At 37.4% G+C, this 15,037-nt stretch carries 8 protein-coding genes and 1 pseudogene; 3 read left to right on the top strand and 6 right to left on the bottom strand.

Annotation, left to right across the window (positions count from 1 at the left end; genetic code table 11):
• Window positions 1–16: 16 nt before the first annotated feature.
• Window positions 17–3,277: a UvrD-helicase domain-containing protein gene (locus tag ELS83_RS05470; RefSeq protein ID WP_171594527.1), complete on the bottom strand. Its 3,261-nt coding sequence runs from the start codon at window positions 3,275–3,277 to the stop codon at window positions 17–19.
• Between the two features lie 357 nt (window positions 3,278–3,634).
• Between ELS83_RS05470 and ELS83_RS05465 the strand changes: the two genes are divergently transcribed.
• The gene (locus ELS83_RS05465) at window positions 3,635–7,516 is read left to right on the top strand and encodes a fibronectin type III domain-containing protein (protein ID WP_171594526.1); all 3,882 of its coding nucleotides are present in this window, start codon (window positions 3,635–3,637) and stop codon (window positions 7,514–7,516) included.
• Window positions 7,517–7,685: 169 nt separating this feature from the next.
• On the top strand, window positions 7,686–8,099 hold the full coding sequence (locus ELS83_RS05460) for a DUF6146 family protein (RefSeq protein WP_171594525.1): 414 nt from the start codon (window positions 7,686–7,688) through the stop codon (window positions 8,097–8,099).
• Between the two features lie 58 nt (window positions 8,100–8,157).
• Here the strand turns inward: ELS83_RS05460 and ELS83_RS05455 are convergent, their stop codons facing one another.
• Complete coding sequence (locus ELS83_RS05455) at window positions 8,158–9,033, bottom strand: DUF3078 domain-containing protein (RefSeq protein WP_171594524.1); 876 nt, start codon at window positions 9,031–9,033, stop codon at window positions 8,158–8,160.
• A 273-nt stretch (window positions 9,034–9,306) separates the two neighbouring features.
• Here ELS83_RS05455 and mnmA point away from each other — a divergent pair, with 273 nt between their 5' ends.
• Entirely contained in the window at window positions 9,307–10,506 is a 1,200-nt protein-coding gene (gene mnmA, locus ELS83_RS05450; RefSeq protein WP_249414409.1) for a tRNA 2-thiouridine(34) synthase MnmA, read from the top strand.
• Between the two features lie 114 nt (window positions 10,507–10,620).
• On the opposite strand, the gene ELS83_RS05445 is transcribed toward mnmA, so the two are convergent.
• The 4 genes and pseudogenes from ELS83_RS05445 to ELS83_RS05430 form a co-directional block, all read right to left on the bottom strand.
• Complete coding sequence (locus tag ELS83_RS05445; protein ID WP_171594522.1) at window positions 10,621–11,250, bottom strand: hypothetical protein; 630 nt, start codon at window positions 11,248–11,250, stop codon at window positions 10,621–10,623.
• A gap of 41 nt (window positions 11,251–11,291) precedes the next feature.
• Window positions 11,292–12,023, bottom strand: coding sequence for a nucleotidyltransferase family protein (locus ELS83_RS05440; protein ID WP_216616393.1), 732 nt, complete (start codon window positions 12,021–12,023; stop codon window positions 11,292–11,294).
• 176 nt (window positions 12,024–12,199) lie between these two features.
• Entirely contained in the window at window positions 12,200–13,639 is a 1,440-nt protein-coding gene (locus ELS83_RS05435; protein WP_171594521.1) for a RapZ C-terminal domain-containing protein, read from the bottom strand.
• Between the two features lie 44 nt (window positions 13,640–13,683).
• Window positions 13,684–14,360 (bottom strand): annotated as a pseudogene (locus ELS83_RS05430) (DUF554 domain-containing protein).
• Window positions 14,361–15,037: the final 677 nt, after the last annotated feature.

Here is a 15,037-nt window from a genome sequence, read left to right as displayed (position 1 = left end):
AAACTTATGGAATGAACTATACGGCAACAATTTCTGATAATTTACCATAGAGTACATAGCCTTCAACATGATCTACACCTAAGGATTCAACCAGTTTTTTATATTGAGCCACCTGTTTTTGGTGCGATTTTTCCTTTTTCTTACCGAATTTATAATCGATTACAATGGCTTTATCAGCACTTTTTATCACCCTATCGGGGCGATATACTTCGCCATTTCCTTTTAAAATATCTCTTTCATTAATCACCTGCCATTCTTTCGAAAACCATTGGGCAACTTTTGGATCAGACAATAATTCCCTGGCAAATTCAGAAACTTCACTTGCCTGAGCTTTATCCAGTTTTCCTTCAAATTGTAATTGCTCCACCGCCTTTTCTACATCTTCTGCATATTCTATCAATTGAAACAGCTGGTGCAAAATATTACCGCGGCTCACAGGCGTGAAAGATTCTACCGATTCAGCTTCCGAAAAATCAAAATAGTCGGCAGAATGCGATCTTAACTTTAGTCTCTCATCCAATAAGGAGGCTGGATAATCCATCGCCTTTTCTTTAAGCTCGGTTTCTGTTTTCTGATCAATGGAAGGCAATTCTCCCAGTTCAAAACAATTCCCTTCTTCATTCCAATGCTCATTCAGCGAAATAATTGAATCGCCGTAAAAATCGCTTGAAAATTCAGCTGAGTTCCTAAAAGCAAAAAGCAACAAATCTGCCACAGTTTTTAAATCCTTATTTTTCGTAATTGGAGAATAGCTGATAAACACTTCTTCGGCCCTGGTTTGAGCAACATACAACAAATTTAGATTGTCGATAAAGGACTGTAGTTTCTCTTCGAAATACTCCTGGTAATAAATTGTATCCCGCAAGGTACTGCTATAGCGCACCGGCAATACATCTAAAACATCAAAGCCTTCAACCTTAGGCTGACACCAAAGAATATTTGTATGTCTTGTATTGTCCAAATCCCAGTTGGCAAAAGGCAAAATTACCGTTTTAAACTCGAGTCCTTTCGATTTGTGGATGGTCATGATACGAATTGCATCTTGCTCATCCGAAACTGAAATTACCTCTTTGTCTTTTCTCTCCTCCCAATAATGAACAAATGAGTTTAAATCCGGAGAATCACTCTTTGTGAATCCAAGCACTAAATCCTGAAAAGCCTCTAAAAATGGGTAATCTTCCGAGTTTTTATTCAGTTCAAATAATTTGATCAATTTCTCAGTCAAATCGTAGAGAGGTTGACGTTTCAGTTCATTCAATTGTTCCTGAAATTCCTGTGGAAAAATTGATCCAAACAAATTTTCCTCATCATTAAGATATAAGCCATCACTGGCTTTGCTTACGGATTCATTCACATACAATTGATATTCTTGTTTTAAGAATCCGATATTTATTTTATCCTCCGGATATACCAGGTAATGAAGCAAATGCATTAAAAAATTAACCACCGAGGAATTTTTCAGATAGAGAGAGTCATTGGAAATTACATCATAGTTAATGGTCTCTTTCGCATTTTCACTTGCCCTGTATGACATTAATGTGTCGGCAATCATTCCTCCTTCTTTCCCATTTCGCACCAATATTGCAATATCGCGGGCATTGTATCCTGCCAATTGCAATTCTTCAATTTTTATAGGCAGATCTTCCAAAACCTGCTCCATCCAATCCGATTCACTCTCTTTTTCCAGGAAGAGCGCTTTTACATACCCACTCCTCTTCTCATTATTTGAAGGATAATGTTGGTACACATCTTTATAGGCATTAACAATTTTTTGTTTTTCATCTTCCATCCGTTCGCTGATCTCGTTTGGAATTGATTCATTATAATTGTTCTGTAAGATTTGTGCACCCAAAGCAAAAATTGAATTGTTAAAATCAATTACATTTTTGGTACTTCTCCAATTGTAGTTCAAACTTAAACCATTCACTCCAAAATCCTGAAAATCTGTATCTAATTGATTTGCCAATAGTTTCCAGTCTCCATTTCTCCATCGGTAAATCGATTGTTTTACATCTCCAACCACAAGCGAGTGCTGATCTTCTGCCAAAGAATTTCCAACCAGTGGCCTGAAGTTATCCCATTGCATGGATGATGTGTCCTGAAACTCATCGATCATGAAATGTTTGTACACATTTCCAATTTTTTCATAGATAAAAGGAGAATCGTTGCTTCCAATAATATTTCGTAACAAGCGACTGGCATCCGATAGAAGAAAAATATTTTCACTCTCGGAGTATTCTCTCACTTTCTTCGAAAGATCGGTTAATATCCCCAGGGTATAAATATAACTCAGCGTTTTCTCCGTGGAGTTGTACAACATCGATTGCTCATCGTAGTAGTTTACAACTTTTTTTAGAATATCATTTAAACCTGACGAAACTGCGCCTTCAACCGCCATTTTTGTTTCTTTCGAAGCCTTCGAAGCAACCCATTTCTTGGGATTGTCGACGGCAGCTCTCGCCCTTGCTCCCGGTTCATATTTTCCACCTTTTCCCAGTCCTGACAGGTATCCGGCAACACCAGTTTTACCATATGAAAAATCGCTTACATCCAACGAGTTATTCTGCAAGAGCCTCTCAACCTCTTCGGATTGAGTCAGAAAAAATTGTTCGAACTCTTCTTTTATTTCATTCAGTATTTTACGGTAGGAGCCCAAAAACTTCTTATCGGATAGCTTTTCAATTAGGCTATTCGAGAAATTTTGGAAATCTTCTTTAAAAACCTCACCTCCCAGGTTTAATATATCTTGCTTAAAGTTCCATGTTTTCCCGTCGCGGATTTTTGACTCTGCAAATGACGACAACCAATTTCTTAACTGCTGATCCGAATCCACGTCCTGCAACAAAAGATCCACAACATCGCTCAAGACTCTTCCCTGGTCCAGCTCGATATTATAGCCCATTTGTAAACCAATCTCCCGGGTAAATGAACGAACCACTTTCTGAAAAAAACTATCAATGGTTGTCACCGAAAATCTGGAGTAATCATGCAAAAGTCGATTTAAAATTTCATTTGCTCTTTTTTGAAGTTGCTCAGCATTTAAATTGTTGTTTTCACACAAAAGCTTTTCGTATGGAGAATCCTCACCCGATGAAATTACATGAATCTCTTTCAAAATTCTTGATTTCATTTCATCGGTAGCTTTATTGGTAAAAGTAACGGCCAATATGTTTTTATAACTTAAGGGATCCTTAAAAACCAGGTGTAAAAACTCTCCTGTTAGCGTATAAGTTTTTCCCGAACCCGCTGAAGCTCTGTATATATGAAGTTGAGACATGATTGTTTTGATTTTACCCGAAAATACAAATTATCTAATCAGAATGCATTATTCTACTTTAGAATTTCATTTTTTAAGTAGCATAATAAAAATATCATTTTTTTGATAAACAGATTATTATAACATAATAATTTAATTAGTTTAATTTTAACTAAAATAATCGATTATACCACATTTCTTTCTAAGCAATAATTCATCAAGAATTACAGCCAATTCATCCAAAAAATCATCTTATTAACAATAAAAACATCTTTTCCTTATCTCACATAAGTTTGTAACAAACTGGTATTGATAGACTAAACATTTTTATTTACCTTATTCAAAGTTTTTAAACATTCACTTTAAACCAAACCAATTATGAAAAGATTTTTTACTCTTTTACTTTGTTTAATTTTTGCCATCGGTACTGGTTATGCCCAGGAACGAGAAATAAATGCCGAGGGTAAATACAAAGGAATGATTCGAATTAAGTTTAAACAACAAGAAGACAAAAAAGTTGATGCTCTGAACCAAATTCTTCTTGAGTCGAAAGAGATTAAACTTAAGGAAAAGCCTGAATTTGTAAAAACCAACATCAAAAACATTGATGATCAAAATGAAAAATTCAAGGCATTTAAGATGAAGCGTGTTTATCGTTACGCAGGTAAACATGAGGCACGCCATCGTAAGTTTGGCTTACATTTATGGTACGAGCTTGAATTCAGCTCAAACACCCCAGTGAAGCAACTGGTTGCATCCTACCAAAATGTAGCTGAAGTTTCTATTGCTGAAGCAGTTCATGCCATTAAGCATGTTGCTGAAGGAAATGGAAAAGAAATTGTTCCAACCGCTCTTCCATCTGGCACAAACGATCCTAAATTCTCAGATCAATGGCATTACGAAAATACGGGTCAAAATGATGGTACTCCCGGTTCTGATATTAGTCTATTGGAAGCCTGGCAAATCGAAACCGGTAACTCTAATGTAATTGTTGCAGTAGAAGATGGTGGTGTAGATTTTGACCACGTTGACCTGGCAGCAAACATGTGGGTGAACCCAGGTGAAATTGCAGGCAATGGAATCGACGACGACAACAATGGATATGTTGATGATATTTATGGATATAACTTTGGTGACGATACAGGTGAAATTTATGTAGGTGACCATGGTACTCACGTAGCTGGTACGATTGCAGCTGTTAACAACAATGGTGTTGGTGTTAGTGGTGTTGCTGGTGGTAGTGGCAGTGGCGATGGTGTTAGAATCATGTCTTGTAACGTATTTGCAGCTTCAACCGGAGGATTCGCTGAAGCATTTACCTATGCAGCCGATAATGGTGCGGTAATTTCTCAAAATAGCTGGAGTTACAGGTATCCATATTATTACGATCAGGCGGTTCTTGATGGTATTGATTACTTTATTGCCAATGCTGGTGGACCAGATGCTCCTATGAATGGTGGTTTGGTGATTTTCTCTGCTGGTAACGACAATTCGCAAAGCAGATATTATCCTGCATACTACGATAAGGTATTATCGGTAGCAGCTACAAATAAGAATGATGTTAGATCATACTATTCAAACTACGGAGATTGGGTTGATATTGCAGCTCCTGGTGGAGAATTGGAAACTACAAACGAAGATCCAACAGCAATTCACAGTACCTATCCTAACGACCAATACGGTGTAATGCAGGGAACTTCTATGGCATGTCCGCACGTTTCTGGTGTTGCAGCACTTATCGTATCAAAATATGCTGGTAATATTACGCCAAGCGAAGTTTGGAGTAAACTTGTTGATAATACTGATGATATTGACGCATTACAAAGTGCAACTCATGCAGGGAAATTGGGTAGCGGTCGCTTGAATGCTTACAAAGCATTAACAGATGACAACTTGCCTTCAGTTCCTTCTGGACTAACTGCAAACAATGTTACACAAACTTCATTTACCATTGAATGGAATGCAGTTAGCGGTGCAACAAGCTACGATCTTCAGGTAAGAGAGCAAGGTGGAAGCTGGCAAAGTATCAATACTACCGCTACCACTCACGATTATACCGGAGCAACAGCGGGTACTACCTATGAATTCCAGGTAAGAGCGAATAATGATGCCGGATCGAGCGGTTATTCAGCAATTGCAAGTGTTACCACAGAAGCTGCTCCAACAGCACCTGATACTCCTGCAAACCTTGCTGCTTCGGCAATTACATACAACTCTATGACCATTAGTTGGGATGCAGCAACAGATGCTGATGATTATGACCTACAGGTTCGCCCTCAAGGTGGAACATGGACTACAATTAATCAGGTTGGAACCTCATATGATTACACAAGCTTAACAGCCGAAACAACATATGAATTCCAGGTAAGAGCAAACAACGATGTGGGATCAAGTGACTACTCAGCAATCGTTTCTGCAACTACTTTGGAAGCTCCAACAGCTCCTGACACACCAACCAACCTGGCTGCTTCAGCGATTACATATAGCTCTATGACTATCAGTTGGGATGCAATGGCAGATACGGATGATTACGACCTACAGGTTCGTCCACAAGGTGGTTCATGGACTACAATTAACCAAACTGGTACTTCTTACAACTACTCAGGTTTAACTGGTGAAACAACTTACGAATTCCAGGTGAGAGCGAACAATGATATCGGATCAAGTGCTTATTCAGCAATTGCATCTGCTACAACTCTTGAAGCCCCAACTGCACCTGCTACTCCTACAAACCTGGCAGCATCGGCTATTACATATAATTCTATGACAATTAGTTGGGACGCTACGGCTGAAACCGATGACTATGACCTACAGGTTCGTCCACAGGGTGGATCATGGACAACTATTAACCAGGTTGGCACTTCGTACAACTACACTGGTTTAACTGGTGAAACAACTTACGAATTCCAGGTGAGAGCAAATAATGAAATTGGTTCAAGTGCTTATTCAGCAATTGCTTCTGCAACAACTCTTGAAGCTCCAACAGCTCCAGGAATTCCTCAAAATGTAGTTGCTTCAAATATTACCTATAATTCATTCACCATTAGCTGGGATGCTTTAACCGATGCTGATGATTACGATCTTGAAATTAGAGTTTCGGGTGGAAGTTGGACATCATTTAACACGACAGCTACATCCTATGATTACAGTTCGGCAGATGCATCAACCGATTATGAATTTAGAGTAAGAGGTAATAATGAAGTGGGCGCTGGCGAATTTTCTCCTATCGGAACGCTAAGTACCGATCCTATTCCAGTACCTGGAACACCAACAGGTTTAAGTGCATCGAATGTGACTTCATCATCATTTACTTTAAGTTGGAGTTCAGTTCAGTTTGCCGACAATTACGATGTTCAAATTAGAGAAGATGGTGGAGCATGGGAAGCATATTCAACTTCATCAACTAGTTTTGATTACACAAGTGCACTTGCTGAAACGACTTACGAATTCCAGGTTAGAGCCACAAATTCAACTGGCGATAGCGATTACACAGCAATCCAGTCTGTAACAACGCTTGGCGAATCTCCAACTCCTGATTACTGTGAATCGTATGGTAAATCAACTCGTTATGAGTACATCGATTTGGTTGAATTAGCTGACATGAGCAATCCTTCAGGCGACGATGGCGGTTACGGAGATTACACAGGTTTAATTGCTAATGTAGCTCCTGGCAATTCATACACATTAAATTTCTCATTGGCTTATAAGAGAAGAACCTATACTGCCAACTGGAAAATTTATATCGACTTTAACAGAGATGGAAATTTTGCCAACAATGAAATTGTAGCTTCAGGTTATACTGTAAGTTCAGGAATTTCATCGGCTAACGTAAATGTACCATCCGATGCTGCACTAGGTCACACAAGAATGAGAGTGATTCTTAAGCACCGTAGAGCGGCAGCCAATGGTTGTCAAGTTTTCAGCCAGGGTGAAGTGGAAGATTACACTGTAAACATTTCGAATTCAGCTCCGGCATATGTTGCTAAAACAGCTGCTTTCGGTCTGCCACTTAGTGATACTCCTCCTGTTGAAGAGTTAAAACTATATCCTAACCCTGCTAAAGACTTCGTAAACTTGTTTATTCAAGGTAATATTCAGTCTAGAGTTAGAATTAGTTCTATTACCGGAAAAACAATTAAAGTCGTAACATTAGATTTAGAAAACAACACTCTTGATGTATCTGATTTACCATCGGGAATGTACTTTATCTCTATAGAAGATGGCGAAGAAGTAGTGACCAAAAAACTACTCAAATTATAAATGATTTTGTTAGAAATTAAGGCAGATGTTTTACATCTGCCTTTTTTCATTTTTAACAGTCTAATTTCGCAACCTTTTTGTATTCAAATCGTTTTCTTAATATAGACTCTTCTTGTATTGATTTGATCAATAAATATTGAAATCACATTTCAGCTCAAAAAATAAAGTCATGAAATATTCGGTAATCATTCTTTTCGCTTTTTTGACTTTGGCTGCCTGTAGTTCTTATTCGTCTTTTAATCAGCCACAATCTATCACCGACGAACAAGACAAGACAGAACTAGCAGAAGTTCAAGATAGCACAGAATATGAGTTGTTAATATTGGATATTGGCTTTGATTCGTGGTTTGCCACCAGAAATATGCCTTCAACGGCTCATTCTGATAATTATTATAAAAATTGGAATCACAGGTATGTAATCGAATGGAATAGCAAACATACACAGGGCCATCCATATTTTGAAAACTACATTCATTACGATCCTTTCGAAGATTATGGTTTTGATGTAAACTATAAACTCTATCATTACTTCCAGTTTGTAGAGGAAAAAACAGGAATAATACTGGTACAAAGAGGAAGATAAAACATGAAAAAAGGCGGAAGATCAATACCTTCCGCCTTTTTATATCATTTAAGCTAGCTTAAAATTTGTACGCCAAGCCAACTCCAATAATTTCTTTGAACTGAACTCTTGGGCCTTTATTAATTCCATCTTCGTTAAAGTAATCAACATCGTCATCGTAAACCAAAGAAGTATTAACAGTAGCTGTAAGGAAGCTGTTAATTTTCATGTTAATCATTACTTCCCAGGTAACATCAATATTACCGAAGTTTTCTGAGTAGTTGGTAAACAGATCAAGTGTACTTTGCAAGTTCACATTCTCCATAATATCCTTGTTTAAAGACAATTTTGAAAATGCACCAAATTCACCTCTAAAACTATCACCCGGATCAACACCAAATGCACCTAAATCTGACAAGTCATCATCGTTAACGATAGTCATTTTGCTCGTAATAGGAGAAATGTATGCCGAAAAAACTTCGCTAGGCTTATAATCCATACCAATCGATAAATTCAAGTAAGCAGGAGCTAAAAAATTAGAAATCTTCACATCCTCAACGTCTCCGTAGTTGTATCCTTTTGCAAATTGTGTTTTAAAATCCAAAAGAGCAGTATAAAACCAGTTACCTCCGTTCTTATAACCATACTTGGTGTTGTATTCAATTTTATCGATACTCTTTCGTACTCCATCATCTCCTTGTTTTATCAAACCATACTCAAGGTTCATTTTATTCTCCCAACTGTTTTTTCCCTTGTTGTAGTTTGCAAACAAATTAAATTGTCCGTTTGTAGATATGGCATTGTCTCCACCACCAGACCAATTGGTCAAAGATGTTTGTGAGAATGAAATGGAAATCATCCCCCCTTTTTTCCAGTACGAAGTATCCTGTTTCTCCTGCGCCATTGCTGTAAAACCAAGTACAGCAATCAATAAGCTTAATCCAAACTTTCTCATTCAGTTAAATTTTAGTTTTATTATAGTTAGTTGAAATGGGCTTTTTTCGCCTTCAATTCAAAAGCGAATTTAGCTCATTTTATGTTTCGAAAAAAATTCATAAGAATTTTTATTATAGAAAATTACAATTGATCATTCAATAATATCTATGATAGATACAAGAGATTTTTAATCGAATACTAAAATCTGTTGAATTTATTGACCAAATCGATTTTAACAACTGCTTAAATGAAAGGGTTTGCCACATGTGTAAAAAATGAATACTTTTGCTCCTTGAAAAAACAAGGAGATTTTATTTTGAAAAAGGAAAAAGTTGTAATCGGACTGTCGGGAGGTGTTGACTCCAGCGTTGCTGCTCATTTGTTAATAGAGCAAGGCTATGAGGTAGAAGCACTTTTCATGCAAAATTGGAATGATACAGTTGGATTAAAATCAGAAGAGTGTCCATTTGAAGAGGATGTTTTGTTTGCACAAATGGTAGCAAAGAAATTAAATATTCCTTTTCACTTTGTGGATTTAAGTACCGAATATCGTGCCCAGGTAATTGATTATATGTTTGCAGAATATGAAAAGGGTAAAACTCCAAACCCTGATGTATTGTGTAATCGTGAAATTAAGTTCGATGTTTTTTTAAAGAAAGCGTTGGAACTTGGTGCTGATTATGTGGCAACAGGTCATTATTGCCAAAAGGAAACAATTAGTAAAGATGGTAAAGAAGTTCATCGCCTAATTGCAGGTGAAGACAATAATAAAGATCAATCTTATTTCCTATGTCAGCTTTCGCAGGAACAACTATCAAAGGCAATGTTCCCAATTGGGCACATCGAAAAACCTGAGGTAAGAGAAATTGCCCGCAGGGAAAAACTTGCTTCGGCAGAAAAGAAAGATTCGCAAGGAATTTGTTTCGTTGGGAAAGTTGATTTGCCCGTTTTCCTTCAGCAAAAGCTGCAAGCCAAAAAGGGACAAATCATAGAAATATCTGCTGAGAAAGCAAAAGAAATCATTCCACAATCTGAGGCATTGGAAGATATTTCGAAACCATACCAGTTTAGCCCGGATATGGGAGAAGTTGTAGGAACTCATAATGGCGCACACTTTTTTACGGTAGGTCAGCGAAAAGGATTAAATGTAGGTGGAAAGGCCGAACCTCTATTCGTGATAGGCACCGATGTTGAGAAGAACATTGTATATGTTGGAATGGGACATGGACATCCGCTCTTGATGCGCAAGGCTTTATTTATCCCACAGGAAGAGATTCACTTTATTCGTGAAGATTTACGTCCTATCGAAAATTGTGAGAGAAGGTATGATATCAGAATTCGATATCGTCAGCCTTTACAGGGAGGTACAATTCATTTTAAAGAGGAAGGCTTGTACATTCATTTCGACGAAGCACAACGTGCTATTGTTGCAGGGCAATTTGCTGCCTGGTACGATCAGGGCGAATTGATTGGTTCTGGTGTAATCGACTAATTCTTGTAAATATGATATGTCAAAGTCACTCAATTATGAGTGACTTTTTTTGCATAAAAAAAGTGCACCATACAGTGCACTTTTTTCTTTTATTTTTGAAGGAATAAAATTCTCTTACTCTTTTAATTTCTTTGATATATATACAAAGAATTCAATCGCAGCGATAAAAAGCAAGGTGTAACCAAACAACTCACTTCCTTCTTCCACAGCATTTTTCACCCAACGTTGTACCGGCTCTAATTTTTCAACATCGAATAGCGCACGCCACACCTTTTTGGTTCCAAACAATCTTGAGAATACAAATACGCTTAAAAATCCAGCGATAAATGTTCCAAAAGCCGGCGTTGTAAAAAACTCCTCAAGGTTTTCCCAAATTTGCTGGCGTTTTCTATACACCAGGTAAATCGATAATAACAAAACAAACATGGCTACCGGAAACCATGCACCATGATAAATTTTATCAAAGTATACATCGAATTCTCGGATTAAAGCCACCAGGGCACCACCACCAAACAGATAGGAAATCGCCTGGTGCCTTTGCGAACGAATACCTGCTAAAATAAAGATAATACTGGTTAACAGCAGGTACATTTGCTGCATCCATTCGGTTTGCGAGCCTTCTCCAAATTTACCTCCATCAATTACAATTCCTGCATCGGTTTTAATGATTAATGCTGATGCTACCACAGGAATGGCGTACAATACCACTCTTACTGCGGCAAAAATTACTGGTTTTAAGTTCATCTTATGTGTTTTTGCGAACATGCGAAATAGATAGCAGTTCGTTATTCTAAATTCTTTACAATTCCCTCTGCTTTTAGCAATTGAGCCGGCTTACCCAGATCGAACCACAATTCTGACTGATCCTCGAAAGCAATCATTTTTTCCGTTTTTGCCAAGCGCAAATACAAATCAATAATCGAAAATTTGCCCTCTTCCACTATCAAATCAAACAGTTTTGGATTCACCATATGAATTCCGCTAAATGCCAAGGGCTCCGATTTTTCCATATCTGGACGGGCCACTTTCGTTTCTCCCGTTTTACAATTCTTCCAACCTGTTAATTGCTTATCCTGGTTAAAGTATAGGTACCGACTGCTTTCCCGATTTCTCATCACCATACTCACCAAGGCATTGCTCGATTCATGCTGCTGAATAAGTTCATTCAAATCAATCGAAGAAAGAATATCAACATTGTAAATCAAGACTGGTGCATTGGGAATAAATAACTCCCTGGCTTTTTTTAATCCTCCACCTGTTTCCAGTAGCTCACCCCTTTCATCAGATACTCTAATATCCACACCAAAATTATGATTCTCCTTCAGAAAATCTTCAATTAAATCTGCAAAATGATGCACATTAATCACTATTCTGTCAACACCTAAACTCTTTAATTTTTCAATTGCTCTTTGTAAAAGAGTTTTTCCCGCAAGTGCCACCAAAGCTTTTGGTTTGTTGTTGGTATATGGTTTTAACCTGCTACCCAAACCAGCAGCAAAAATCATCGCATTCAGCATGCCAATCTATTTATCTGTAAAATATTTTATCCTTGTCTACCTCAATTTTTATAGCCTTACAAAGCTTTTTAGCACTTTTTGCAACGCGATTACATTTTGGACAAACAAATTGTTCCTTATTGCAAATTTTCTCAGCATATTCTTTGGGCGATAATTTACAACGTTTCTTACTCATTCTAATTCCCCTCTATTTCTCTTTCTATATGTCGCAACGAAATGTTAATGTCGAATTTTTCACGCAAGTGCTTTGCCAGGCTCTCAGCCGAAAATACCGAACGATGGCGACCTCCGGTACAGCCAAAATTCACTTGCAAATTGGTAAACTTGCGTTTGATATACTTATCCACACTCATATCTACAATACAAAATACCGATTGCAAGAAATCGTCCATTTCGCTTTTTTCTTTAAAAAAGTCGATTACCGGTTGGTCTTTACCTGTCATCTCAACATACTCAGGATATCTTCCCGGATTGTGTATGGCACGACAATCGAACACAAAACCTCCCCCATTTGTTGATTTATCCAAAGGAATTCCTCTGCGATATGAGAAACTATTGATCTCAACATGCAGTTTCACTTCCTCTTCTTTTCCAACTTGTTGAAGGAATTCAGAGTTTACTACTTCTTTCAGGGCCTTGGTCAGTTCTGGCAGTTCCACAGGAATATCCATTCTCTCCAAAATCGTTTCCAGGTTTTTAAGGGCGTAAGGAATCGACTTTAAGAAATGTTCTTTTCGTTCATAGAAACCTCTAAAACCATATGCACCCATTGCCTGCATAATACGAATCAATACATATCCCTGGAAGAAAGATTTGAAAGTTTTTGAATCAACCTTCTGAACTTTCTGCACTTCCTGCAGGTAATGCTCAAACAACTCATCTCTTACCTCCTGCGGCAAATCAGCCTTTGCATCGTAAAGTAAAGAAGCCAAATCATATTGCAAAGCTCCTTTTCGTCCTCCCTGGTAATCGATAAACCATGGCTCACCATTCACCAACATGATATTTCTTGATTGGAAATCGCGGTACAGGAAGTAATTTCTAGGTGCATCCAAAAGATAATCCGAGAATTTCTGGAAATCATTTTCCAACAACTGCTCATCGAATGGAATTTTAGCCAATTTCAAAAAGTAATATTTGAAATAATGAAGATCCCAAATCATCGATTGCTTATCGAAACTATCTCTTGGGTAACAGGCATCGAAATCCAATCCATCTCCTCCTTCAACCTGGAAACGCACCAACTGAGTGATAATTTTTTTGTAGATTAAAGTAAGATCGGTAGCAAACCCCTCTCCAACGCGAAGATGCAAGATGTAGTCAAACAAGGTGGTTTTTCCCAAATCCTGAAGAAGATATAATCCCTCTTCATCTTTCTGATGATAGATTTCAGGAACCGGAAGGTTCTTAGATAAAAAATGTTTACTAAAGCTAATGAATGCGTTGTTCTCTTTTATATCGGCGTTGTATGCACCAAGAACGGTTCTCTTTTCTCCAATTAATCGTATGTATTCTCTATATGATCCTGATTGTGGAAGCAATTCAGTTTCTACAATTTTATCATCGGCCCACTCCTCAAACAATCGGATTAGAGCATTTTTAGTTTCTTGTTTCAATTCAGTATTTTTTATCGGTTACCTTGATTTGTAGATTTACAAATTTATAAAAAGATATAACAAAGGAGTATCTCAATTAAAATAGCTGGTAACATATTTAACACTTTAATTTTCTTTATTTCTAAGATACTTATTCCCAAAGCAATAATTAACACTCCTCCAATTCCTGTAATTTCGTTGATAATGATTTCGGGAATAATATCACCAAAAAGTGCAGCCAAAAGAGTTAATCCTCCCTGGTAAAGCAGCAATGGAATTACCGAAAAAATTACTCCGATTCCCATAACTGCTGCCAATGCAACAGATGAAATTCCATCCATTAATGATTTGGTGAGCAACAAGGTTGGCTCCTTACCCATTCCTTCTTCCAAGCTGCCCACAATAGTCATGGCACCCATACAAAACAGCATAAAAGCAGTGAGCAATCCTGTTGAAAAATTTGCATCTCCACTTCCCACTTTTTCTTTAGTCCTTCACTCAAGCGCTCTACCCTTTCTTCCAAACGCAGAAATTCACCAATTAGTGCGCCCACTACCAGGCTAAATACCATAATTAACAACTCACTTGCTTTTAGTGCCATGCTAAATCCCAGGTAAAGAGTAAAAACCCCGATTGCCTGGAAAACAATTTTAAACAAACGCTCAGGAATTTTAGCCCGAAAAAGCAAACCGATGCTGCCTCCAACTATTATTGCACCAACATTTACAAGTGTTCCTATCATAAATTTGAATTTTGATATCTAAATTAAAGAAATTAATGGAAGCAAAACATAGAAATAGAAAAAGCTTTGTCAATTGACAAAGCTTTTCGTGCCCAAGGCGGGAACATTCCACCCTCGCATTATTAGCTTATTTTCAACCAATTAAAATAAATAACATTCTAATGGTCTCGATTTTGTCCCTCTAAATAAAAAGATTGTTATACATTCTCATTATAATTTCGAATTTACAAAACAGAACTATTACAATCAATTTTTTATAAGTATAGTGTATCATTTTTTTCTCCACAACTAATCATGAAAGATCCCCTTAGGTCTTGGCAAAAGATAAACGGTAATTTTAGTGCTTGCTGAAATTTGAAGAACTGGATCTCCTTCGCTACCTCCATACTCAACAACATATCCCTTGGGCTGATAGGAACCACTACTTGCACCTGAAATAGATAAATCATTCCATGATCCACTAATGCCTACGGAAGGATCAGTAATATGAGCATAATCCTCATTTCCTGCCTGGTTAGGTTCACCATGATTCTGTATAACGTCAAAGCTAATTGGACAAATCGATACCTAAAATTAAGAGATACTTTTTTATCTAACAATAGGTGCATGATACTTAGCTAAAATGCCATGCATAACTATTGATTATAGAGAATTAGCCACGGTCATGGCTTCAGTTC

The organism is Marinifilum caeruleilacunae, from assembly GCF_013141825.1.
GTDB lineage: Bacteria > Bacteroidota > Bacteroidia > Bacteroidales > Marinifilaceae > Marinifilum > Marinifilum caeruleilacunae.
The sequence above is the reverse complement of the archived record's forward strand: the minus strand, read 5'-3'. Positions and strand labels throughout refer to the sequence as shown.

Coding starts and splice junctions, on each gene's coding strand:
- ELS83_RS05460 (WP_171594525.1), top strand. CDS start 7,686: ATGAAATATTCGGTAATCATTCTTTTCGCTTTTTTGACTTTGGCTGCC.
- ELS83_RS05455 (WP_171594524.1), bottom strand. CDS start 9,033: ATGAGAAAGTTTGGATTAAGCTTATTGATTGCTGTACTTGGTTTTACA.
- ELS83_RS05445 (WP_171594522.1), bottom strand. CDS start 11,250: ATGAACTTAAAACCAGTAATTTTTGCCGCAGTAAGAGTGGTATTGTAC.
- ELS83_RS05465 (WP_171594526.1), top strand. CDS start 3,635: ATGAAAAGATTTTTTACTCTTTTACTTTGTTTAATTTTTGCCATCGGT.
- ELS83_RS05440 (WP_216616393.1), bottom strand. CDS start 12,023: ATGCTGAATGCGATGATTTTTGCTGCTGGTTTGGGTAGCAGGTTAAAA.
- ELS83_RS05470 (WP_171594527.1), bottom strand. CDS start 3,277: ATGTCTCAACTTCATATATACAGAGCTTCAGCGGGTTCGGGAAAAACT.